At 59.1% G+C, this 22703-nt stretch carries 19 protein-coding genes; 14 read left to right on the plus strand and 5 right to left on the minus strand.

What is annotated here, in order from left to right; genetic code table 11:
- The 7 genes from vccA to ACILSL_RS22525 all read left to right on the plus strand — a co-directional run.
- On the plus strand, window positions 1-4170 hold a 4170-nt coding region (gene vccA, locus ACILSL_RS22495; RefSeq protein ID WP_395734313.1), incomplete at its 5' end, for a Verru_Chthon cassette protein A.
- Between the two features lie 41 nt (window positions 4171-4211).
- Window positions 4212-4685, plus strand: a complete 474-nt coding sequence (vccB, locus tag ACILSL_RS22500) for a Verru_Chthon cassette protein B (RefSeq protein WP_395734314.1) — start codon at window positions 4212-4214, stop codon at window positions 4683-4685.
- Between the two features lie 12 nt (window positions 4686-4697).
- Window positions 4698-6515 (plus strand): Verru_Chthon cassette protein C, encoded by a 1818-nt coding sequence (gene vccC / locus ACILSL_RS22505; protein WP_395734315.1) that lies wholly within the window; start codon window positions 4698-4700, stop codon window positions 6513-6515.
- Between the two features lie 83 nt (window positions 6516-6598).
- Window positions 6599-8056 (plus strand): IMP dehydrogenase, encoded by a 1458-nt coding sequence (guaB, locus tag ACILSL_RS22510; RefSeq protein WP_395734316.1) that lies wholly within the window; start codon window positions 6599-6601, stop codon window positions 8054-8056.
- 37 nt (window positions 8057-8093) lie between these two features.
- Window positions 8094-9614 (plus strand): glutamine-hydrolyzing GMP synthase, encoded by a 1521-nt coding sequence (gene guaA / locus ACILSL_RS22515; RefSeq protein ID WP_395734317.1) that lies wholly within the window; start codon window positions 8094-8096, stop codon window positions 9612-9614.
- A 4-nt stretch (window positions 9615-9618) separates the two neighbouring features.
- Window positions 9619-10254 carry a dTMP kinase gene (gene tmk / locus ACILSL_RS22520; protein ID WP_395734318.1) on the plus strand — a complete coding sequence of 212 codons (636 nt, stop codon included), beginning with the start codon at window positions 9619-9621 and terminating at the stop codon, window positions 10252-10254.
- Window positions 10244-11239 (plus strand): hypothetical protein, encoded by a 996-nt coding sequence (locus ACILSL_RS22525; RefSeq protein WP_395734319.1) that lies wholly within the window; start codon window positions 10244-10246, stop codon window positions 11237-11239. Before tmk ends, ACILSL_RS22525 begins: the two co-directional genes overlap by 11 nt.
- Window positions 11240-11358: 119 nt before the next feature.
- On the opposite strand, the gene ACILSL_RS22530 is transcribed toward ACILSL_RS22525, so the two are convergent.
- From ACILSL_RS22530 to ACILSL_RS22540, 3 genes are all read right to left on the minus strand, one after another.
- A complete protein-coding gene (locus ACILSL_RS22530) occupies window positions 11359-12090 on the minus strand; it encodes a hypothetical protein (protein WP_395734320.1) in 732 nt (243 codons plus the stop codon).
- Between the two features lie 6 nt (window positions 12091-12096).
- Window positions 12097-12621: a hypothetical protein gene (locus tag ACILSL_RS22535; RefSeq protein ID WP_395734321.1), complete on the minus strand. Its 525-nt coding sequence runs from the start codon at window positions 12619-12621 to the stop codon at window positions 12097-12099.
- 298 nt (window positions 12622-12919) lie between these two features.
- Window positions 12920-13984: a substrate-binding domain-containing protein gene (locus ACILSL_RS22540; protein WP_395734322.1), complete on the minus strand. Its 1065-nt coding sequence runs from the start codon at window positions 13982-13984 to the stop codon at window positions 12920-12922.
- A gap of 92 nt (window positions 13985-14076) precedes the next feature.
- On the opposite strand from ACILSL_RS22540, the gene ACILSL_RS22545 reads away from it, so the two are divergent.
- The 3 genes from ACILSL_RS22545 to ACILSL_RS22555 all read left to right on the plus strand — a co-directional run bounded on the left by ACILSL_RS22545 (window position 14077) and on the right by ACILSL_RS22555 (window position 16935).
- Window positions 14077-14820, plus strand: coding sequence for an RraA family protein (locus tag ACILSL_RS22545; protein WP_395734323.1), 744 nt, complete (start codon window positions 14077-14079; stop codon window positions 14818-14820).
- A gap of 40 nt (window positions 14821-14860) precedes the next feature.
- On the plus strand, window positions 14861-16069 hold the full coding sequence (locus ACILSL_RS22550) for an exo-alpha-sialidase (protein WP_395734324.1): 1209 nt from the start codon (window positions 14861-14863) through the stop codon (window positions 16067-16069).
- 191 nt (window positions 16070-16260) lie between these two features.
- Window positions 16261-16935 (plus strand): metallophosphoesterase family protein, encoded by a 675-nt coding sequence (locus ACILSL_RS22555; RefSeq protein WP_395734325.1) that lies wholly within the window; start codon window positions 16261-16263, stop codon window positions 16933-16935.
- 9 nt (window positions 16936-16944) lie between these two features.
- Here the strand turns inward: ACILSL_RS22555 and ACILSL_RS22560 are convergent, their stop codons facing one another.
- Entirely contained in the window at window positions 16945-17226 is a 282-nt protein-coding gene (locus tag ACILSL_RS22560) for an ArsR/SmtB family transcription factor (protein WP_395734326.1), read from the minus strand.
- Window positions 17227-17356: 130 nt separating this feature from the next.
- Here ACILSL_RS22560 and ACILSL_RS22565 point away from each other — a divergent pair, with 130 nt between their 5' ends.
- From ACILSL_RS22565 to ACILSL_RS22575, 3 genes are read left to right on the plus strand one after another with little or no spacing between them, the layout of a single operon-like run.
- Window positions 17357-18406 carry an alkene reductase gene (locus tag ACILSL_RS22565; protein WP_395734327.1) on the plus strand — a complete coding sequence of 350 codons (1050 nt, stop codon included), beginning with the start codon at window positions 17357-17359 and terminating at the stop codon, window positions 18404-18406.
- A complete protein-coding gene (locus ACILSL_RS22570) occupies window positions 18403-19422 on the plus strand; it encodes an LLM class flavin-dependent oxidoreductase (RefSeq protein WP_395734328.1) in 1020 nt (339 codons plus the stop codon). The genes ACILSL_RS22565 and ACILSL_RS22570 overlap by 4 nt, the downstream gene beginning before the upstream one ends.
- A 34-nt stretch (window positions 19423-19456) precedes the next feature.
- On the plus strand, window positions 19457-20491 hold the full coding sequence (locus ACILSL_RS22575) for an aldo/keto reductase (RefSeq protein WP_395734329.1): 1035 nt from the start codon (window positions 19457-19459) through the stop codon (window positions 20489-20491).
- A 53-nt stretch (window positions 20492-20544) separates the two neighbouring features.
- Here ACILSL_RS22575 and ACILSL_RS22580 read toward each other — a convergent pair whose 3' ends face one another.
- A complete protein-coding gene (locus ACILSL_RS22580; protein WP_395734330.1) occupies window positions 20545-20676 on the minus strand; it encodes a hypothetical protein in 132 nt (43 codons plus the stop codon).
- 185 nt (window positions 20677-20861) lie between these two features.
- On the opposite strand from ACILSL_RS22580, the gene ACILSL_RS22585 reads away from it, so the two are divergent.
- On the plus strand, window positions 20862-22559 hold the full coding sequence (locus ACILSL_RS22585; protein ID WP_395734331.1) for an FAD-dependent oxidoreductase: 1698 nt from the start codon (window positions 20862-20864) through the stop codon (window positions 22557-22559).
- The last annotated feature ends 144 nt before the right edge of the window (window positions 22560-22703 follow it).

Raw genomic sequence — 22703 nt, forward strand, 5'->3', positions numbered from 1 at the left:
GCGGGCGAATATCAGCGTTATCCCGGTCATCCCGCCACGGTGGCTCTGAGCACGGTGCTCGCACCCGGCGTCGATCTGGATGTTTACGCGCGCAATGCCAGCACCACCAACATCGTTCAGACCAAGGATGCCATTTACACCCTGATTCCCAAGATTGCCACCGGGGGGTCCACGTCCGGCACCAGGCCGTTCGTCAGGGACGATTTTTCCAGCAGCAATGGTGAACTGGCTGTCGCTTCCAGTGGCAACACCGTCCAGGCCAGAAAAGAAAGGCTCCTCGCCAGCGTGGATGAAATGCTCTTTGCAGACGGCACCAATGACACCGCCTACAACTACAACAGCTCTCTGGGCCGGGTGGCCACCAGCATTCAGATGCCAGGCCAGGGCTCGCGCTATTTGTTCGATCATGACACGCTGGAGCGTTCCAGGTTTTTCCTGACCGCAAACAGCCGCTCCCCTGAGTTCAACATTCATGGCCTGCCGCGCATCGCCATGTGGCCGGTGGCGGATGAAGGGCAGGGGCCGCAGCGTCGCAGCAGCTTCGACACCATGATCGCCCTGTGCTCCACTCTGCGCGGCAGAACTGCAGGCGCCGCAGTGGCCAACAGCTATATTTTCCGCCGTGCTCAGCCGCATCACCCCACCCATGATGTGACCGGGTCCTCATCGGATTACGGTGGTTCCACTGGCCTGACACGCAACAACACCCTGCTCAATTATCTCTATGCTGAGATGACGACCCTGCAGTTTCCCCAGACGTCCTCACTCGGCAGCAGCAATAATTTCGGCCAGAAATACGGCACCGACAATGCCGCCCAGCTCGCCATCCAGTTCTTTGACTACATCCGCTGCACCAATCTCTATGACGGCGTCCTGGCACGTAACAATGACGGCATGTCAGGCCTGGATAGCAACGGAAACCGTATTTCCGGTACTCCGTTGTACCTTCAGCGGGAAAACATTGCCAACTCCCGCTTCACCTATACGGAGCAGCGCATTACCCGTCGCGCTACGGGCAGTCTGAATGATGGCACCCAGACTCGGATTGGCAGCCAGCTGACGACAAACAATGAGTTTGTCTTTCCCGGTCACGGCCAGGTTTCTCCGGCTCGCTGGACATCACCGGGTGGCCGGATCGTGCAGGGCATGGGCCGCATGTTCACCATTTCAGAAATTGGTTTCCAGTTCATCTGCACGGCCGATGGCATGAATGATCCGGTTTATGCCGTGAATACTGGCGGTGTGCAGAGCGGTGGCGGCAGCGCCCCCAAGGCACTCTCCAGCCGTGAAGCCGATGCGGTCAATACCTCACAATATCCTGCCCCTGGCAATGCCCCCGCCACCTGGCTCCAGCCCCAGATGCCGCCGCGCACCCCGCCTTGGCTTGGGTTCAACCGCTGGTATTCCAATTTCCCGCCACTTTCGGCTCCCTACGGCAACGGTACGCTCTACGGCTGCAATCCCACCATCGCAGCCCGGCACCCGGCCCTTCACCCGGGCTACAATCCTGCCAATTGGAATATGACCTTGGAGCTCAACAAGCCCTTGGCAACCGATGAAAAACGCGTGCAGGCGATGCTGATGCTGGAGTTCTTCTGCCCCATGTCGGGCTGGACCAAGATGTTTCCGGAGTGGGCTATCGTTCTCGACGGCGCTTTCATGCGTTCCATCCAGCTCAATGGTCAGACGCTCTTTCCCACCACGCAGGACGTGATCGTCAAATCCAACGGCAACGTCTACGAGGCTTTCGACTGCTACTCCATGGGCGGCCATGTGGGTCCCACTGCCATCGCTGGTGGCCGCGCCGGTCCCGGCTGGGGCACGACCCTGATCGGTGACGACACCAATCCCTATGTCCCCGGTGGCTCCCGTGCCACAGACCCCAGCCGCTACCTTGCCAATCCCGGCTCCGGTAACAATGGTCATGACGGTTTGAACAACTGGGGTCTTATAAGCCAGTTCATCACCGTGAAGCGCAACACACCGATGGTTTTGACTTTCGGCCAGCGCGACTTGGTCATCAAAATCTATGACGCCCACAACAAAGCCGGAAACAGCGGTCAGGAGTGTCAAAGCATCAGCGTTTCGTTTGATGGGGCCTCTCTGCCTGTTCCAGCTCTGGTCTATTCCTCCAACGAAAGACGCTTCAATGGCCAGCCTCTGACAGACCCGGCCAACAAGAATGAGATCAATCATTTCTACTACATCGATTCTTTTGGCCGCGACACTTATCGCCGTTCCCTTCAGGCGCCTCATTGGTGGTGCTTCAATCGCATGGGCTGTCTCAATCGCATGTCCGGCACACCCAATCTGGCCTACCGCGGCACTGCCAACCCCCCCTTGTACCCGACTACACCTAACTTCTACACCAGCTTCAATTCCAGCGATGATCAGCTCTGCACCGGGCGGCTTGACACCGAATCTCAATTTGCCAGCGTCGTGGGCGGGGCCATCAAATTAGACAACGGCGGCAGAGTCGGTGTGAGCCTCATCCCGCCCGAATCAACCAACGCGGCTATTAGGGATACAAATGGCAATCCCTGGTCGGGCTCGGATGTCATTCGTACCTTTGTGCCTGCCGTGGGGGATTATCGCCTCCCTGCCGCACGTTACAATGTCCCCAGCACCATGTGGATGCGCCATCCGCTCTGGCAGGCGGTGGATTCCCAGCCGCCCCTCACTCAGCCGCGCAGCATTCACTCATTCACCACCCACGTGACCACGACTGAAGCAGGTTCCATGCTGCCGACGGCTGCCATGATGGCTAAATATCCCGGCATGATAGACAGAGATATGCAACTCGCCGCTGGAGTCACCTACGGTGATGCACGCATTCCCGACCTGCCACCCGATAGAGATTGGGCGGCCACGGCCAACGCCTATGGCGACTACGACAACGGAATCGGCAATGCACGTGATGGTGCCTATGTGAACAAGCCGGACGAGGGCAACTTCTTCGCGGGAGAATTCATCCGTAACAATGTGCGAAAGTTTTACCGCTCCGGTTACTTCTTTGAGCCTTGGCACAACAGTGATGACTGGCGCACCGGCGTGTACATGACCCCGAACCGCATTGTGGCTTCCCCCGTGATGTTTGGCTCACTGCCTACCGGTGTTTGGTCGGGTGGCAATGTCAGCACAGGTGCTGTCTCCGGAGGTCTGAGCTACTCCGAAGGCAAACCTTGGCAGACTCTTCTGTTCAGGCCTCATGCCAGCTCCAACGCCAATTACGGCAAGGGTGTCAGCCCTGGCCACCCGGGTGACAATAATCCGCGTGACCACTACCTGCTGGATCTCTTCTTCATGCCGGTGGTTGAGCCTTATGCCATCAGTGAGCCTCTATCCATCGCTGGCCGCATCAATCTCAACTACCAGATCGTCCCCTTCACCAACATCACCCGTGCCACCGGCATGCATGCCGTCATGAAGGGTGAGTTCATGACCGCCATTCCCACTGGGGATACTGAAAATGCAAAAGTTTACTATTCCAACAGACCAGGTGCCGCTGCAAATGAAGGTCAGTCCGCGTGGTCAAACGCGGGTGACGTCTTCTGGAATGAGGCTACTCATCAAAAGTACTGGCACCGCCCCATTGATGTCACCAAAACCTTGTATCAGTTTGACCAGAAGTTCCTCCACTCGGCAACAGGTTCCAATCATGCGCTCAACCGCTTCCGCGGTCTCTTCCGCAGCCCGAGCCAGATCTGTGAAATCCATCTGATTCCTGATGTCAGTAACGGGGGCTCTTCGGGAGGTGAGCAAGGAATCAGCAGTATTGCCAACATCAATGCAAACACCAGCGGCACCAACTTGCAGTCCGTCATGGAGCAGTTCTGGCAGAACCATCCAGGAACCGGCGACAACACCCGTGAACGCCCTTACTCTAACATCTACGCCCGTGTCACCACGCGCAGCAACACCTTCCGTGTTCACATGCGGGCGCAGGTCATCACCAAGGCACGTTCCACGGCCCCCGATACCATGGACCCCACCAAGGATGCCGTTCTTGGCGAATACCGTGGCTCCGCGCTGATTGAGCGTTACATTGACCCCACAGACGTGGCCAATCCTCTGCCTGACTATGGTGCCGCCGCCAACCCGCTGGGTGAAAAGCCGTTGGATACTTTCTACAGGTTCCGCACGCTGGAAAGCAAGCGTTTCAGCCCTTGATGCACTGCCAGTTGATTCCTTGGCCCTACCTCTCTTTGCACATGAAACATCTCATTAAATCCCGGTCCCAGGCTGGTTTCTCACTGGTCGAGGTCACGCTCGCTGTGGCCATTGCGGCGCTTGCCATCATCACGCTGCTGGGGCTCCTGCCTCAGGGGCTCGAGATGGCGCGCAAGACCTCGCTGATGATTAATGACAGCAACATTTTGGAGCAGATCACCCATGACATGGAAAATGCCTCCTTTGATCTGCTGCCTAATCAGACTGTGAAAAAGTACTACAACGACCAGGGCCGCGAGGTCGCGCAGGATGCCACGGATCTCGCCTTCGTCGTGGAGATCGAGCCGCAGCAGGTCGTGGCGCTTCCCAAAGCCGAGAAGACCCAGCCCTACATGAAGCGCCTGGTGATCAAGATCGCGGCGACCAGTTCGCCAGGTTTTGTGTTCACGCCCCTCAACGCAAACACCGTTTCCCCCTATGTCACCTTCAATCAGTTGATCGCTAAAACCCGCTGATTTATCCCTGCCATGAAGCTTTCCGCCGTCTCCTCACGCTCAGCACTGCGCCGCTGCCCCCGGTCGGCTGCGGGTCGTGCTTTCACACTCATTGAACTGCTCGTTTCAGTGACCTTTCTTGTGATCTTGATGCTTGTCGTCTCGCAGGTCATAGGCATCGTGCAGCGCACTTGGGTGCGTGCCAATTCCCGCGTCTCCCAGTTTCGTGAGGCGCGCCAGGCCTTCGACACGCTCTCTCGCTCGCTCTCCCAGGCCACGCTCAACAACTACTGGGACAACGAATTTGACTCGGTTGGCACGGATGCAGCAGGTCAGCAGATCACCCTCGCCAAAGACTACTTCAGGCAGTCCGAGCTTCAGTTTGTCTGTGGCCCCACCAGCAAGGTGATACCTTCTGCAGCAGGCAGCCCTCAGAACTATCCGGGACATGCAGTCTTTTTCCAGGCGCCGTTGGGAATCGCAAGTCTGGTGGCGACCGCCAGCCAGGCCGGCTCCGGCGCCCAGGCGCCCGTCAATACCGAAAACATGGTCAATCTTCTCTGTGGCAGGGGATATTTTGTGGAGTGGGGGAGTGATGCGTCATTTCGCCCGGCGTTTCTTGATCAACTCAACAATGCCGTCCCGGTGCGCAGCCGGCTCCGCCTGATGGAATACAGTCCCACTGCGGAAAAGAACCGGATTTACGACACCAATTTGAGGCCGATCACCTCCCATTCCATGGAGTGGTATCAGGATGTGCTGACTACAGAGGTGCAAAACGCCCAGGAGACTGCCCAAACGCGTGCATTCACGCGCCCCATTGCCGAAAACATCATTGCTCTGGTGATTTCTCCGCAGGTTGAAGTCACGGGCAATACGAGCATTGCTCCTTATGCCATCGCTCCACAGTACATTTATGATTCAACTCTGAAGGTGAATCCTGGATCTTCGCCAATCAATGCCAGCCCGCAGGGAACTCAGCACCTGCTGCCTCCACTGCTCAGGGTCAGCATGGTCGCCTTGGACGAACGCTCCGGCGAGTTCCTTGCGCGTCAAGAAAACAGCCAGATGCGGGAGCAGCTGCTGACGGGGATAGCAGGCAAGCTCCAAAATGCCTCGAGTTTGGTCGAAGAGCTTGATGGATCCCAAGGCAAGGTGGGCACCCTGGTTCAGCTCCTGCTTGATCAAAAGCTCAACTACCGAATTTTTAGCACCACCATCGTCCTCTTGATCGAGATGCTTGTGGTGATCGCCATCATCTCGATGATCATGGCAGCCGCCACCCCCGCCTTGATGCGCACCATGCAGGCCACCCGGCTGGCAACTACGGGCGACTCCATCATGGGTGCCATCACAGAGGCAAAACAGCTGGCTTACGCGCAGAATGTTCCCGTTGAATTGAGGTTCTTCAAGTACCCCGACCAGGATTTCCCCGGCTCCACCGTGCTGCTGTTCCGCTCCTATCAGATGTTTAAAATTGTGACCTTGACGCAGGGGGTGGGACCGAATTCCCAAGTCTCGGAGTCAGTGGTGCCCGTCGGCACCTTGTCCAGGCTTTCTGACGGCGTCATCATTGCGGCGGGTCAGGATTTGTCCCCGCTCCTCAACGGGCAAAACGGCCAGTCACTCGATGACGTGAAGCCAAACGCTGCAGGCGGTGTGGGCTATTCCGGTGTGGCCAACGCCAAATACAACGCCATTCGCTTCATGCCGGATGGTTCCTGCCGAAGAGTCAACGCCCAGCAGGGCGGCTTTTCGCAGCTCGATTACGGAACCCTGCCCAAAAACTTTTACACCATTCAGATCGACCCCTACACGGGCAAGGCGCGCAATTATCGCCCCGGCTTCTAATTCTGGCGGCGGGGAAGGGCTGCTCCATTTTAAACTGCCTCATTTTCTGCATGACAGCCGCCTGATCGTCGCTTGAATGGCGTATGGGTGAACTGCCTTCTCTTGCTTTAAGTTTCGATGACGTCCTTGTCCTTCCCGGACTGAGCCAGGTTTTGCCTGGGGATGTCAATGTCTCAACAAAACTCGCCGCCATCGGCCTCAATGTGCCGATTCTCTCGTCGGCCATGGACACCGTCACGGAGTCCGAACTCGCCATAGCCCTCGCGCGTGAGGGCGGTCTCGGTGTCATTCACCGGAACTGCCCCATCGACCAGCAGGCGGAGCACGTGGCGCGGGTCAAGCGCTCGGAAAACACCGTCATCCAGCAGCCCCACACCGTCTCTCCTGAGACTCGTCTGGGCGAAGTCCAGCGTCTGATGCACGAAAAAGGCGTCAGCGGTTTCCCAGTGGTGGACGCGCAGGGCAAACTCGCAGGCATGGTCACCAGCCGTGACATGTGGTACATCGAAGACGAAAGCACCCCCGTATCCGCCATCATGACGTCACGTGACAAGCTCTCTGTCGGCACTCCGCAGACCAGCTTCGAGGATGCGCTGAAAATTCTCTACACGCACCGCATCGAAAAACTCCCCCTGGTTGATTCCAACGGCAAGCTCGCCGGCCTGATCACCAAGCAGGACATCGTGAAGCGCCAGATGTTCACCAACGCCGCCAAAGACGCCAACGGCCAGCTCCGCGTCGGCGCGGCCGTCGGCGTGGGTGAGGACTGCGTGGAGCGTGGCCTCGCCATGCAGGCTGCCGGTGCGGATGCCGTCTTCATTGACGCTGCCACCGGGCACACCTCCCGTGTCATGCAGGTCATCGCCCGGCTGCGTGAAGCCCTCGGTTCCACCATGCCCATCGTCGCAGGCAATGTCGTCACCGCCGAAGGCGCGCGTGATCTCGTCAAAGCCGGCGCTTCTGCCGTCAAAGTCGGCGTCGGTCCCGGCTCCATCTGCACCACCCGCATCATCTCAGGCGTGGGCATGCCGCAGTTCACCGCCGTTCAGGAAGTCGCTGAAGTCTGCCGTGCTGCTGGCGTCACCGTCATTGCCGATGGCGGCATTCGTTACTCCGGAGACATCGTCAAAGCCCTCGCCGCAGGTGCAGATTTCGTCATGCTTGGCTCCCTGCTGGCAGGCACCGCTGAAAGCCCCGGCAACATGGTCAAATGGCAGGGCCGCACCTTCAAGGAATACCGTGGCATGGGCAGTCTCAAAGCCATGCGCAAAGGCGCAGGCGACCGCTACGGGCAGAACTCCTCCGGCAAGCTCGTCCCTGAAGGCGTCGAGGCCCGCGTGCCTTACAAAGGCCCGCTCGCAGACGTTGTCTTCCAGCTCATCGGCGGCCTCCGCTCCGGCATGGGCTACGTCGGGGCCAACACCCTCGACGAACTGCGCACCAAAGCCCGCTTCGTTCGCATCACCGCCGGTGGCCTCAAGGAAAGCCACCCGCATGATGTCGTCATCACCGAAGAGCCGGTAAACTACGAGCCACATTGATGCCTCAAGTCTCCGTCATTCTGCATCACCCTCTCTCATGACCGCCCAAGAAGTCGCCGTTCTCGATTACGGCTCCCAGTATTCCCAGCTCATTGTCCGCCGCGTCCGCGAGCTCGGTTTTGCCTCGCATCTGTATCCGCCTGCTGAGCTGGCCAATTTGCAGTCTCCCGGTGCCATCATCCTCTCCGGCGGCCCGCGCAGCACGTCAGACGCGGATGCTCCCGATGTCGATTACGAAAAACTGATGTCCTTCGGCGTTCCCGTCCTGGGTGTGTGCTACGGCATGCAACTGCTCAACATCAAGCACGGCGGCACCGTCAAACCCGGCGTCACTCGCGAGTACGGCCCCGCCAAGCTCGTCGTCACCGACCACTCAGACCTCTTCGGCGGCATCTCCCACGAGTCCCAGGTCTGGATGAGCCACAGCGACACCTGTGCCAATCTCGCCAGCACCACCCAGATCATCGCCACCAATGAAGATGCCATTCCCGTGGCGCTCAAATGGTCGGACCGCTGCTGGGGCATTCAGTTCCACCCCGAGGTCACGCATTCGCACGAAGGCACCGCCATCCTCAGAAACTTTCTCACCAAGAGCGGCGCGGTTCTCGCCAAGTTCGACATCCAGGAGTTCAAAGCCCAGATGCTGGAACGCATCAAAGCCGAAGTCGGCAGCCGCGAGGTCATCTGCGGCGTCTCCGGCGGTGTGGACAGCACGGTGCTCGCCGTCCTCCTTGCCAAGGCGGGCGTCAAAGTCCGCTGCATCTTCATCGACACCGGCATGATGCGTCTCAATGAAGGCGCGGAAGTGAAGCAGCTCTTCGCAGAAGTCGGCGTGCCTATCGAGCAGATTGATGCCAGCGCCATCTTCCTCGGCGCCCTCAAAGGTGTCACCGATCCTGAGCAGAAGCGCCGCATCATCGGCACCCTCTTCGTTGAAGAATTCTGGAAGGTCGCCGACAACGTCGAGCTTCTTGCCCAGGGCACGCTGTACCCCGACGTCATCGAAAGCGCCACCAGCGGCAGCATCGCCAGCAAGATCAAGACGCATCACAACCGCGTCGATCGCATCATGGAGCTCAAGGCCCAGGGCAAGGTGCTCGAACCCCTCGCCGAACTCTTCAAAGACGAAGTCCGCGCCCTCGGTGCCAGCCTTGGCATCCCGCATCAGGCCCTGTGGCGTCATCCATTCCCCGGCCCCGGTCTCGCCGTTCGCATTCCCGGAGAGATCACCGCAGAGCGCGTGGCCACCACGCAGCATGCAGATTCCATCTTCATTGCCGAGCTCCGCCGCAGCGGCTGGTATGAGCGCACCTGGCAGGCCTATGCCGCGCTGCTTCCCGTCAAAACCGTCGGCGTCAAAGGCGATGAACGCAGCTATGAGCAGGCCATCTCCCTCCGTGCCGTCATCAGCGAAGACGCCATGACCGCCGACTGGGTCGAGCTGCCCTATTCCGTGCTGCGCAATGCCTCCAACAAGATCCTCAACAGCGTCAAAGGCGTGAACCGCGTGCTCTACGACATCAGCACCAAGCCGCCCGCCAGCATTGAGTGGGAGTGATGTCATGAGCGCTGGCTTCCTTCTCTCATTCGAAGGCTCGGAAGGCTGCGGCAAATCCACGCAGATCGCTCTGCTTCGCACGCGGCTTGAGGCCGCGGGGCGCAGCGTCGTGGTGCTCCGTGAACCCGGCGGCACCGAGCTCGGGGAAAGCATCCGCCATCTCCTTCAGCATGCCAAAGAAGGCGCGGCCATGACCCCGGAGACCGAGCTCCTGCTCTTCGCCGCCAGCCGCGCCCAGCTCGTCCGCGAAAAAATCCGCCCACTGCTGGAGGCTGGAACATTTGTCATCCTCGATCGCTTCCTCGATTCCACCACCGTCTATCAAGGCATCGCTCGCGGTCTCCCTTTGGAAAGCGTGCGCGCCATCAATCACTTCGCCATCGGCGGCACCTTGCCGCAGCTCACTCTAGTGCTCGACATGGACAGCGCCACCGCCTGGCAGCGCATTCATCAGAGCGGACGTGAGCTGGACCGCATGGAAAGCCAGCCGCAGTCGTTCTTCGAAAAAGTCCGCCAGGGTTATCTCGAAGTCGCGCAGGCAGAGCCTGCGCGCGTGGAAATCATCGACGCCTCGGCCACACCAGAAATCGTGCACGAAAGCATCTGGCAGACCATCACCGCCCAATCTCATGCCGTTTAAGAGCGACCATGCCCTTGAGCTCATTACTCGCGCCCGTGACAACGGCCGCCTCGGCCACGCCTACCTGATCACCGGGCCCAAGGAGGCGCAGCATGAAGTCTTCGCTGCCAAAATGCTCGATCTCATCGTCGGTACGAAAAGGGGCACGCTTGAAGCCTGGGAAGGGCAGGGGGCCATCGTCCTGCGCCCGCAGAGCAAATCACGCCGCATCACCATCGGTGACGACGGTGATGATCCCGGTACCATCCGCTTTTTGGAAAAGATGATCCACCGCACCGCCGCGCCCAACGGCTGGAAGCTCGCGGTCATCGTCGATGCCGAGCGCATGAACGCGCAGGCGCAGAACGCTTTCCTCAAGACACTCGAAGAACCGCCGCCCAACACGCTGCTGCTTCTGCTTTCTACCCAGCCCCAGCAGTTGCTGCCCACCATCCAGTCTCGCGTGCTGGAAGTCGCGCTGATGCCTCCGGAGGGCGCGCGCATTTTTACGGAACATGAAGGCAAGCTGCTCTACGTGCTCAAGCAGATGTCCAAAAAGGAAAGCGGCAGCATCTCCACCGCGCTCGCATTGAAAAAGGACTTCGAAGAAATCCTCGAAGCCCTGCATGACTCCATCAAAAAGGAGCAGGAGGCCGACTTCGAACGCGAGCAGGACCACTACGCCAAAACCACCGACGGCGCCTGGCTCAAGCAGCGCGAAGAACAGGTCGAAGCCCAGATCGAAGCCGACTACCTCCAGCAGCGTACCTCCCTCATGGAGCTTCTTCTCTCCTGGATGGGAGATGTCGCTCGCCAGCAGGCCGGAGCCGAGCATCTCGACCTGCCCAAGTTTCAAGAAGCCACCGCTGCCCTTGCCGCCAAGTGGGGCCCCGGAGACGTCGCCAAACGCATCCGCGTCCTCCGCCAGCTCGAAAGTCATCTCCACACCAACGTCAACGAAGGTCTCGCCCTCGAAGTCTGCTTCATCGAAGCCTTCGGCGCGTAAAATGAGCCTGATCGCGCAGCAAACGGCGTTCGCTGGGCCTTGCCACATATAGTCAAATCCGCTTAGCCATTTTTGTGCCGGCCGTTTACAGCCGTTTGAGTGAGGCGAAGAGAACGGCTCTAGGAAAGATTTTCCGGTTCTAGTTCATTGGCATCCTGTGCTCGCAGAGCAGACGGCAGTTCTACTTTCTTGGTCGCTCCTTCTTTGCCTAAAAAATCAAAGACACTTTTTTTGCTCAGGGCTGCGGGCAATTTCAATTTTTTTAGTTTCAAGAGCCATGAGTTCCTCGTTTTGAATCCAAGCAAGCCCAGCAGGGTTGTGATAACGCAGGCAAGAGTGGGCAAGCTCAGTTTTGACACCCAGCTAATGAACTGCTTGGTATTTATTCGCAAATACTCAGGTCCCATTGCAAGCGTCATTGCAACAATACAGATGACGACAAACACGAGTGTCACGAGGAAAAACCACTTGATGCAACTGACGATCTCAGAGAATTCATTCCTGAATTCACGGAGGAGGCTCAGCCAACTACGAGCTTTTTTCAGACCTGGTGGGTCCTCTTGTGCGTGTGCATGAGCTGCGTTTTCTTCAGGTGCTTGTGCCGCGTCTTTGATCACTGCGGGTGATTCTACGGTGGTGTGAATGAGCGGGGGGGGAACAGGTGCCTGTGTAGCTTTTGGGTCTTCGGGAGCCTTTGCGGCTTTATCCACACTCTGCTCGGCTGCCTCTAAATCCGAGGCGGCTTTTTTTGGCCTTCTTTCCTTCTTCTTCTGTATCTGCTTCTTTACGGAGGCGGCACTGTCCCGCCGCTTGGATGCGGAAGGTGTCTTGTGCTGATTTCCTCTTCGCATGACGTATTAGATTTGGGAGATCTGTCCGCTGACCTTGCGGGCATGCTTTTCGCGAAGATTCTGTGCTGCCTTCAACCCCTTATCAGTGAGGGAAAAAGTGACGTTGTGTCGCCCGCCTTTGCCACCTTGACTGACATAGGCGTCAGTTCCTTTCATGTGCGTGCGAAGAAGGGCATGCATGCCCGTGATTTCTATTCCCGCACGTGCCAGCACCTGCCTGAGCATTGTCACTTTAGATTCCGCATTTCCATTTTCATGGTCTTCAAGCAATGCGCCGAGCAGCGCTTCCTTCTGCTGCAGGACAGGGGTGGCAAGCCAGGACACATCTTTCAAAGAAGTGGTGGTAGGAGTCTGAGACTTGGTTCGTGTCTTTTCCTGCTTGAAGAAAACGGTGATGATCACGTGCTTGTCGTCATCATTTAAAGCCTTCCAGATCTTAAAGAGCTCTGCTCCCGCCTCACTCAGGTACGGTTTGTCGGTAGGAAGAATAAGCGGCTCATCGTCATCTTCACCTTCCATAACGTGAATCATCCACCGGGCTATGGACCGTTCTAGAGCAGGTAGCTGCCCATACAACGGCAAGAAATCTTCCATTCCTAGATTCACGTCTGGAGGAATGGCGCTTAGGTGGCGGTTGGTCAACCGCTATATTAGGCTTATTAGCCTTGTTATTCTGGTTTCGAGAGTATGCGAAACCAACAAAGTAATCAAGGGCAATTAACTAAAATGGCCGGAAAATCCAAGAAAGAACGGTTTATTAAAAGTGTAACAAAAGACATGACTTGCTGGAATGAGCGTTCGTCTTGAATTCTTATCCAAACTTCTTCGTTCACACCGTCTCCCCACGCCGCAGATCTGGCATCAGCCTCACCGGCTTCGTACTCGTGTGGCCCGTTTGCGCCAGTTCCAGCACCAGCTTGGCCAGCCGTTTCGCGAACATCGCCGCATCCGCCGAATAGCGCGTCACCTTCGGCACCACATGATCCAGAAACGCATCATCATCCCGTGACACGATGGCAAAATCACGCGGCAGCTTGTGCCCAAGCCGCAGCAGATGCGTCATCACCGTCAGCGTGTGAATTGAACGCGCCACCAGAAACGCCGTCGGTGTGGGTTTCCGTTTCAGCGCCTCGTTCAATCTCTCAATGACCTGCTCCGCCGTCTCATGGTGTGGCAGCACACAAGGAGTGGCATCACACGTGGCAAACGCTTCACGAAAACCCAGCGCACTGTCAGCATCTCCGCCATGCGCAGAGTCCGGCAGCAGCAGCGCGATGCGCCGGTGCCCCTTCTGCATCAGCATCGTCGCCGCATGCCGGCACGTCGCGCGATAGTCCAGATCCACCGAGGGCAGTCCCATGTCATCCGCGCATGATCCCGCGATCACCGCTGGCAGTTGCTGCTCCACAAACCAGCGCTGCATCACCGGAGTGGATCTAAACATCACCCACGCTGCGGCAGGCACGCGCTGCGTGAGCTTCTTCAGTCCTCCCGCAGGTTTGGCCGTGAAACAGTGCGGGCTCGCATGCACCTCAAGCTGATACCCCGCCTCCGCCAGCAGCTCGCGCAGCGCATCCACCCAAAACAGCACAAACGGCGGCATCGCCTGCTGCGGCACAGGTGTCAGCAGCGCGATCACACGCGATGCCACCGTCCTGCGGCCCGCATGGACCGGGTTGAGAATTCGCCGCCGCTTGTTCACCACCGCACCGATTACGCCTTCGCGTTCGAGTTGCGCAAGGACCGCCCGCAGCGTGGGGCGGCTGATGCGCAGCCGCATGCAAAGCGTGCGCTCTGATGGCAGCACCTCCGGCCATTCTCCACGCAGCACAGCTTCGCGCAAAAAATCCGCGCTGTGAGTGATGAGCGAAGGCCTGGGTGGTACAGAATGCATAAACGGAAGCCCGGACCATGCCGTGGTAAGCTGAAATGACCACGGAGATTTCAAGTGTCGCGTCGTTCATGATGACCCATCCTTTGCACCTCATGCTTCCTCATTCCGACCTGCTTCAACTCAAACGCTGGAACACCCCCACCATCTACAATGGCTGGGAGCAGATCACCAAATGCGATCCCGCTGCCGATGGCTTCAATCTTGAAGAAACCCGCGACTTCATGCCGCAGATGGGCCCCATGGTCGGCTACGCCGTCACCGTCTTGGTCGAGCCAAGCAACAAGTCCCATCGTGAAGCCAATGCGAACGCATGGAATGAATACCGCCGCTATGTGGCCAGCATCGCCGGCCCCAAAATCGTCTGTGTTCAGGACCTCGACAAACCCCGCACCATCGGCTCCTTCTGGGGCGAGGTGAACAGCAACATGCACCGCGCTCTCGGCTGCGTGGGCACCATCGTCGATGGCGCGATCCGCGATGTCGATGAAATGACCAACGCCGGATTCAAAGCTCTGGCCCGCCGCATGTGCGTCGGTCATGCCCATGTGCATCCCGTGCGCTGGAACTGCGAAATCGAAGTCTTTGGCCGCAAGGTTAGCCCCGGCGATCTTATCCACGCGGACAAGCACGGCTTCCTCGTCATCGAGCCCGAAGCCCAGCTCCAAATCCTCGAAGCCTCCCGCTTCATGGATTCCAACGAATGCATGACCGTCATCCCCGCCGCACGTGGCAGCGCCGGCCTCAGCAGCGATGAAGTCCTCGCCAATCTCGCCGCCGCCGGTGCGCAGTTCGGCAAGAACGCCAAGGCGAAGTTCGAGCGCCACGGAGAGTGGTAAACCCATGGCATCCTTTCACTTTTTACCCGGACTCAACCTTATGAAATCATCCATCCTCTCACTGCTGCTCGTCGGTTCGTCGCTGCTCGCCGCTGAACCCTTCATCGAAAAACAAGACCTCTTCATCGTCGGGGAAAATCCCGCGTATCAGCTCTACCACATCCCCGGGATTGTGGTCACCGCCAAGGGCACTGTGCTGGCTTGGTGCGAGGCGCGCAAGCGTGCCGCCGGTGTCAGCGACTGGGACGATATCCGCATTCTCCTCCGCCGCAGCACCGATGAAGGCAAAACCTTCAGCCCTCCGCAAAGCATCGCCAATGTCGAAGGTCCCAAGACAAAGAACCCCTTCGCCCTCAAGATGAAGAACGTCGATCCCAACGACGTCACCTACAACAACCCCGTGCTCATCGCCGACAAGGACGGCACGGTCCACATGCTCTTCTGCCTGGAGTACGGGCGCTGCTTCTACCAGCGCAGCGCGGACGATGGCCTCAGCTGGAGCAAGCCCACCGAGATCACCGCTGCCTTTGACACCTTCAAAAAAGACTATGACTGGAAGGTGCTGGCCACCGGCCCGGACCACAGCATCCAGCTCAAAAACGGCCGCCTCGTCGTCCCAGTCTGGCTTTCCACCGGCACCGGAGGCAATGCCCACCGCCCTAGCGTCACCGCCACCATTTACAGCGATGACCAGGGCAAAACCTGGAAGGCTGGAGACATCGCCGTCCCATGCACTGAAGAGTGGATCAATCCCAACGAAACCGTCGCCATCGAGCTCAAAGACGGCAGCGTCATGCTCAATGTGCGCAGCGAATCGAAGGCGCACCGCCGCCTTGTCACCATCAGCAAAGACGGCGCAACAAACTGGAGCACACCGAAATTTGACGACGCCCTGCTGGAGCCCATCTGCATGGGCGGCATCGTTCGCTACAATCACGCGGGTCAAAGCCTCATCCTCTTCTCCAATCCGCACAATCTGGAAAAAGAGAAAGGCAAAGCCGAGCCCGGTAAAAACCGCGACCGTAAAAACGTCAGTGTGAAGATCAGCCGCGATGAGGGCAAAACATGGCCTGTGAGCAAATCCATCGAGCCAGGTGCCAGCATGTACTCGGATATTGCCGTCACCAAGAGCGGCACCATCCTCTGCTTCTATGGCCGCAGTGGTGATGGCTCCGCGCTGGCCCACTTCGCGGGCGGTCGTCTGACCCTGGCCCGCTTCAATCTGGAGTGGCTGACAGCTCCGCAGTGAATCCGCTCCCGCCCATGAAGAGGGCCTTTTCGGTTTTGCTTTGGTGGCTCTGCGGCTGGCTCACGGCCGCAGAGCTTTTGTTTGAGACGATGTGTCTGTCGCGCTAAACAGCTTGAGTGAATGCAGAAACAAAAGGGGACTGGCGCAATTGCCTTAACCCCTTAAATAGCGGTTTCATTTTTTCATTCACCATGCGGTTGTTTGCCATCGGAGATATTCATGGCTGTGCCGATGCCCTGCGGCGTCTGGACCAGGAGTTGAAGTTTGGAGCCACAGACACGGTGGTGACACTGGGGGACTACGTCAATCGTGGGCCGGCCACCCGGGCGGTCATTGATCATCTGCTGGAGCTGCGCCACCGCTGCCGGCTGGTGACGCTGCGCGGTAATCACGAAGTGATGATGCTGCGAGCGCGTGATGACAGTTCTTTTTTGTTCAAGTGGCTGACCTATGGAGGCACGCAGACGCTGGACTCCTATGCAGCCACATCTTTTGCTGACATCCCGGATGCGCACTGGAGTTTTCTGGAATCGACCGTGCTTTATCACGAGGAGGTGAATGATTTTTTTGTCCATGCGAATGTCGTGCCAGAGTTGCCGATGGCGGAGCAGCCGGAGAAGACGCTGCTTTGGGCGAACTTCAGCGCAAAGCAGCCGCATGTTTCCGGACGCCGCATGATCTGCGGCCATTCAGCTCAGAAAAGCGGCAGGCCGTTGAACTGTGGCCATGCAGTTTGCATCGACACCTACGCTTATGGCGGCGGGTGGCTCACCTGCCTGGATGTGGAGGCAAACGTTTGCTGGCAGGCTTCACAAGACGGTGAGTTCAGGCAGGAGGTGCTGAGCGCACCAGAGTGTGCTGAATAAGCCTGGGGCTCACTCCTCATGCTCGCGCTTCCACGCCTTCAGAATGGAGTCCAGCAATCCGGGAAAGCGGCTGTCCAGCTCCTTGCGCCGCACCTTGCTCGTCAGCTCCACACCACGGCGCTCGCTGTGGATGATCCCTGACTCCCGCAGGATGCGGTAATGCTGGGAGCAGGTGGACTTCGGCATCGTGCATTTCAGGCGGCTGGTGGTCTCCACGCAGTTCAGGCCTTCCTCAGCCTTGCGCAGTTCGGCCACGATGCTGAGACGCACCGGGTCTGACAGCGCATGCATGATGCCCGCAACGGTGAAACTTTCGGCTGGAGGATGGTGGAGAGGTCTGATGCACGGATGCTACATTAATTTCACTTGCAGTTCAATCATTCTATTGTTCGGTATTTGTGAACTAAGGAACTAAATCATCATGCCCACTCTCTTCGATTCCCTCCAGCTCGGCCCCCTCACTCTCCCGAACCGCATCTTCCTCGCCCCGCTTACCCGCTCCCGTGCCGGGCAGCAGCGCATCCCCAATGCTCTCATGGCCGAGTATTACCGCCAGCGCTCCAGCGCCGGCCTCATCCTCACGGAGGCCACCTCCGTCACACCCATGGGCGTCGGTTACGCAAACACCCCCGGCATCTGGTCCCAGGAGCAGGTGGAGGGCTGGAAGCTCATCACCCAGGCCGTGCACGAGGTCGGCGGCCACATCTTCCTCCAGCTCTGGCATGTGGGCCGCATCTCAGACCCGCAGTTTCTCGATGGCGCGTTGCCCGTCGCTCCCAGTGCCATCGCTCCGGCAGGCCACGTCAGCCTCGTACGTCCTGAGAAAGCCTTCGTGACCCCGCGTGCCCTGGAGTTGGCAGAGATTCCCGGCATCATTGAGGCCTACCGCAAAGGCGCTGAAAACGCGAAGCTCGCCGGATTCGACGGCGTCGAGATCCACGGTGCCAATGGCTACCTGCTCGATCAATTCCTGCAGACCAAAACCAATCAGCGCACCGATGAATACGGCGGCTCTTTGGAAAACCGCGCCCGCCTGATGCTCGAGGTCACCGATGCCGTCATCTCCGTCTGGGGTGCCGACCGCGTGGGCATGCACCTCGCTCCGCGCGGCGATGCCCACGACATGGGCGATGCCAATCCCCTCGAAACCTTCAGCTACGTCGCGCGCGAGCTCGGCCGCCGCAAGATCGCTTTCATCGCTGCACGTGAGCACCAGGCCCCCGACAGCATCGGTCCTGCATTGAAGAAAGCCTTCGGCGGCGTGTATGTCGCCAATGAAAAATTCACCCTCGAGTCCGGCAATGCCATCCTCTCCGCCGGTGATGCCGACGCCGTCGCCTTCGGCGTGCCCTTCCTCGCCAATCCCGATCTGCCGAAGCGCTTCGCCTCGGGTGCGGCCCTGAACGCTCCTGATCCTTCCACCTTCTATGCAGACGGCGCGAAGGGCTACACCGATTACCCTGCGTTATGAAAACGCGCCCCGGCCTCCTTTACTCCATACTGGATCTGTCACCGATTCTGAAAGGAGAGACTGCCGCGCATTCCTTCCGCCACTCCTTGAATCTGGCGCAGCATGCGGAGAAGTGGGGCTACCACCGTTACTGGGTGGCGGAGCATCACAACATTCCCGGCGTGGCCAGCGCCGCCACCTCCGTCGTCATCGGTCACATCGCCGGTGGCACCTCCACCATCCGCGTCGGTTCCGGCGGCATCATGCTGCCCAATCACGCGCCGCTCGTCATCGCAGAGCAGTTCGGCACCCTCGAATCACTCTATCCCGGCCGCATAGATCTGGGCCTCGGCCGCGCTCCGGGTGGCGATCAGCTCACCGCCCGCGCACTGCGCCGTGGCCTCGGCAGCAGTGGCGACACCTTCCCCGCAGATGTGCGTGAGCTGCAGGGCTTCCTCGGCGCTCCACTCCCCGGGCAGCGAGTTTTTGCCGTGCCTGGGCAGGGGCTCCATGTCCCCCTCTACCTTCTCGGCAGCAGCACCTTCAGCGCCACCCTTGCCGCAGAGATGGGCCTGCCCTTTGCCTTCGCCTCCCACTTCGCACCCGAGCTGCTGCATCAGGCGCTCGACATCTACCGCAGCCAGTTCCAGCCCTCCGCAGCTCTGGAGGAGCCTCACGTGATGATCGGTGTAAACGTCATCGCCGCAGACACCGACGCAGAAGCAAAACGCCTCTTCACCTCGCTTCAGCAGGTCTTTCTCAATCTCATCCGCGGTCGGCCCACACAATTGCAGCCACCCGTCGATGACATCGACGCACTCTGGAATCCCGTGGAAGCCTCTCAAGTATCCCGTATGACCCGCTGCTCCGCCGTGGGTGGCCCCGACACCTTCCGGCAGCAGATCGAAGTCCTGCTCAATGACACCAGCGCAGATGAAATCATCGCCACCGCCCACATTTACGATCAGCAGGCGCGCCTGCACTCCTTCGAAATCGCCGCAGAAGTTTTCAAAAGCCTGCAGCACCCTTCTTCGTAGTTAGCTTCATCGCTCACCCCCAAAACACACCCTTATGGAATACAGACAACTCGGCGGCTCCGGCTTCAAAGTCCCCGCACTCACACTCGGCACCGGCACCTTCGGCGGCGGCACAGAATTCTTCAAAGAATGGGGCGCGTCCGATGTCGCGGAAGCCTCCCGCCTCATCGACATCTGCCTGGAGCACGGTCTGAACATGTTTGACTCGGCCGACATCTACTCAAACGGCCTCGCCGAAGAAATTCTCGGCCAGGCCATCAAAGGCCGCCGCGACCAGGTCCTCATTTCCACCAAAGGCACCTTCCGCATGGGCAAAGGGCCGAACGACGTCGGCTCCTCCCGCTGGCATCTCATCCGCTCCGTGGAAAACAGTCTGAAGCGTCTCGGCACCGATTACATCGATCTCTACCAGCTTCACGGCTTCGATGCCGTGACCCCGGTGGAGGAAGTCGTCGGCACTCTCGACGATCTCGTGCGTGCAGGAAAAATCCGCTATCTCGGCGTGTCCAATTTCTCCGGCTGGCACCTCATGAAATCACTCGCGCATGCCGACAAGTTTGGCCTCACCAAATACGTCGCCAATCAGACCTACTACTCCCTCGTTGGTCGTGATTATGAGTGGGAGCTCATGCCCCTCGGCGTCGATCAAAAAGTCGGCGCCGTCGTCTGGAGCCCCCTCGGCTGGGGCCGCCTTACCGGCAAGCTTCGCCGCAATCAGCCACGCCCTGAAACGAGCCGTCTCAATCACAAGCTCAGCTCCTCCATGGGCCCGCAGGTGGACGATGAATATCTCTACAAAGTGGTGGACGCTCTCGATGAAGTAGCCGCCGAAACCGGCAAGACCGTCCCGCAAGTCGCGCTGAACTGGCTCCTCCAGCGCCCCACCGTTTCCACCCTCATCATCGGTGCCCGCAATGAAGAGCAGCTCCGCCAGAACCTCGGCGCCGTCGGCTGGAACCTCACCACCCAGCAGGTGGCAAAGCTCGACGCCGCCAGCGACAAACCCAAGCCCTACCCCTACTGGCACCAGGCCGGATTCGACGAACGCAATCCGTTCCCAACCAGGTGAGGTTGATTTTAGAGCAGCCGATTTCACAAGCTAGATGGCTGCTTGAATGGCTCTCACGCATGGCCGCAGGGGCCGGTGGCCTCGATGCCGGCCTGGGTTTTGGTCGCACGGTGCTGCGCCAGCCAGGTGTCGAGTCGCACGAAGCCTTCCTGGTTGCTGGCGAACTGCGCTGTGAGTGTGACCATCGGGCATGCAGAGATGCATGTCGAAGGTGAGCTTGCAGATGTCGATGCCAAGGCGTGGCAGGATGAGGAGGGGCGATGAAGGAGGTCGGCGAACCGCTTTCGATAATCTTCGTTGATCTCGTCGTTGGTCAGTCAGTTTGACCAGCAAGGCGGGCCGTGTTCACTCGTCTCTTTGGAGACAACCCATGAAGCCGTTTCTGCTCCTCTTTGCTCTTTCCTCGTCCCTTGCCGCCGCCGTGGTGGAGTCTGATCTCTGCGTCTATGGCGGCAGCAGCGGCGGAGTGTCCGCTGCGGTGCAAGCCGCACGCATGGGAAAAACTGTGGTCATTGCAGAACCGGGCCGTCATTTGGGCGGCATGACCAGCGGCGGCCTCAGCGCTGTGGACATTGGCGATCCCCGCTCCGTCGGCGGCATCGCCCGCGAATACTTCACCAAGCTTGCCGCCACCGCAGGTGTCACACTCGCTTGGGACAAAGCCTTTGAAAGCAAAGCCGGCGGCCCCGCCACAGGTGGCGCCTATGCCATCGAGCCGCACAAAGCCGAACAGGTCTTCACCGACATGGCGCGTGAGGCCGGCGTGAAGGTGCATTTCAAAGCACGCCTCTCATCGGTCAAAAAAGACGGCCCCCACATCACCGAATTCACCACCGAAGACGGCACCATCTTTCGCGCAAAAATGTTCATCGACGCCACCTATGAAGGCGACCTCATGGCGAAAGCAGGAGTGAGCTACACCGTCATGCGCGAGGGCAATGCAAAGTATGGCGAGACCTACAACGGCATCCATTACGCCGAGAAATTTCTTCCGCACACCTCATTCGCCCAACCCGGCGCCAACGGTCGACTCAAAGGCGGCCAGGGCGTGTGGGACCGCGATTTTCCCCTCGATCCCTATGTGGTGAAGGGCGATCCAACGAGCGGCCTGCTGCCCCTCATCCAAGTCGGCGAACCCGGCACCCCAGGCGATCCCGCCCCCGGCGTCCAGGCCTACTGCTTCCGTCTCTGCGTCACCACAAATCCGGCCAACATGATCCCCATCACCCCGCCTTCAGACTACGATCCCAAGCGTTACGAGATCATCGTGCGCTTCATCGAGGCCTGCCTCGCCAATGGCGATGCCATGGACCTGCGCTGGTTCTCCAAGCACGATGCGCTGCCGAATGACAAATGGGACTTCAACACCGCGACCTTCGGCGGCAATCTCCCCGGAGCCTCCCACGCATGGCCGGAGGCCTCCTACGCGCAGCGCGAAAAGATCGCGAAGCAGCACGAGGACTATCATCGTGGCCTGCTGCACTTCCTCGCCACCGATGCCCGCGTCCCCGAGCAGGTGCGCAAAGACATGCAGCGCTTCGGCCTGCCCAAGGACGAATTTGCCGACAACGGCGGCTGGCCGCACCAGATCTACGTGCGTGAAGCCCGCCGCATGGTCAGCGACCTCGTGCTCACCGAGCACCACACCTTTGGCCGCAAAAACGCCCCCAAGCCCATCAGCCTTGGCAGCTACGGTACAGACACCCATGAAATCCGCCGCATCGTGAAGGACGGCGTCGTCACTCGCGAAGGTAAAACCGCCGGAGGCCGCGATGGCGCACCACCCTATGGCATCGGCTACGAAGCCATCGTTCCAAAGCAGGTCGAGTGTGACAATCTCCTCGTCACCTTCGCCCTCAGCGCCAGCCACACAGCCTACAGCAGCATCCGCATGGAGCCCGTTTTCATGTGCACCAGCCAGAGCGCCGCCACCGCTGCCTGCATCGCCATTGATGATAAAACCACCGTGCAGAAGGTGGATTACACCAAGTTAAAAACACGCCTGGAGCAGGACGGCCAGATCGTTGAGTGGAAACATGCCACAGCGAAGAAAAAGACCGCGCATTGATGCCTTGAAGTACGACAGACACTCCTTGTATGAGTGGAGTTGTCCTGATTCTGGGCTGAGATTGAACTCAAGCTTGGAACTCAGACTGGGTGGTGACGGCCAACCAGCCTGAGCGCGTGTGGGACAGACCGGAGGCACTCTTGA

The organism is Prosthecobacter sp. (genome assembly GCF_044222345.1).
Classification (GTDB): Bacteria; Verrucomicrobiota; Verrucomicrobiia; order Verrucomicrobiales; family Verrucomicrobiaceae; genus Prosthecobacter.

Bases quoted from the DNA above. Each gene is read 5' to 3' on its own strand.
- vccB (WP_395734314.1), top strand. From the start codon at position 4,212: ATGAAACATCTCATTAAATCCCGGTCCCAGGCTGGTTTCTCACTGGTC.
- vccC (WP_395734315.1), top strand. From the start codon at position 4,698: ATGAAGCTTTCCGCCGTCTCCTCACGCTCAGCACTGCGCCGCTGCCCC.
- guaB (WP_395734316.1), top strand. From the start codon at position 6,599: ATGGGTGAACTGCCTTCTCTTGCTTTAAGTTTCGATGACGTCCTTGTC.
- guaA (WP_395734317.1), top strand. From the start codon at position 8,094: ATGACCGCCCAAGAAGTCGCCGTTCTCGATTACGGCTCCCAGTATTCC.
- tmk (WP_395734318.1), top strand. From the start codon at position 9,619: ATGAGCGCTGGCTTCCTTCTCTCATTCGAAGGCTCGGAAGGCTGCGGC.
- ACILSL_RS22525 (WP_395734319.1), top strand. From the start codon at position 10,244: ATGCCGTTTAAGAGCGACCATGCCCTTGAGCTCATTACTCGCGCCCGT.
- ACILSL_RS22530 (WP_395734320.1), bottom strand. From the start codon at position 12,090: ATGCGAAGAGGAAATCAGCACAAGACACCTTCCGCATCCAAGCGGCGG.
- ACILSL_RS22535 (WP_395734321.1), bottom strand. From the start codon at position 12,621: ATGATTCACGTTATGGAAGGTGAAGATGACGATGAGCCGCTTATTCTT.
- ACILSL_RS22540 (WP_395734322.1), bottom strand. From the start codon at position 13,984: ATGCATTCTGTACCACCCAGGCCTTCGCTCATCACTCACAGCGCGGAT.
- ACILSL_RS22545 (WP_395734323.1), top strand. From the start codon at position 14,077: ATGCTTCCTCATTCCGACCTGCTTCAACTCAAACGCTGGAACACCCCC.
- ACILSL_RS22550 (WP_395734324.1), top strand. From the start codon at position 14,861: ATGAAATCATCCATCCTCTCACTGCTGCTCGTCGGTTCGTCGCTGCTC.
- ACILSL_RS22555 (WP_395734325.1), top strand. From the start codon at position 16,261: ATGCGGTTGTTTGCCATCGGAGATATTCATGGCTGTGCCGATGCCCTG.
- ACILSL_RS22560 (WP_395734326.1), bottom strand. From the start codon at position 17,226: ATGCATGCGCTGTCAGACCCGGTGCGTCTCAGCATCGTGGCCGAACTG.
- ACILSL_RS22565 (WP_395734327.1), top strand. From the start codon at position 17,357: ATGCCCACTCTCTTCGATTCCCTCCAGCTCGGCCCCCTCACTCTCCCG.
- ACILSL_RS22570 (WP_395734328.1), top strand. From the start codon at position 18,403: ATGAAAACGCGCCCCGGCCTCCTTTACTCCATACTGGATCTGTCACCG.
- ACILSL_RS22575 (WP_395734329.1), top strand. From the start codon at position 19,457: ATGGAATACAGACAACTCGGCGGCTCCGGCTTCAAAGTCCCCGCACTC.
- ACILSL_RS22580 (WP_395734330.1), bottom strand. From the start codon at position 20,676: ATGGTCACACTCACAGCGCAGTTCGCCAGCAACCAGGAAGGCTTCGTG.
- ACILSL_RS22585 (WP_395734331.1), top strand. From the start codon at position 20,862: ATGAAGCCGTTTCTGCTCCTCTTTGCTCTTTCCTCGTCCCTTGCCGCC.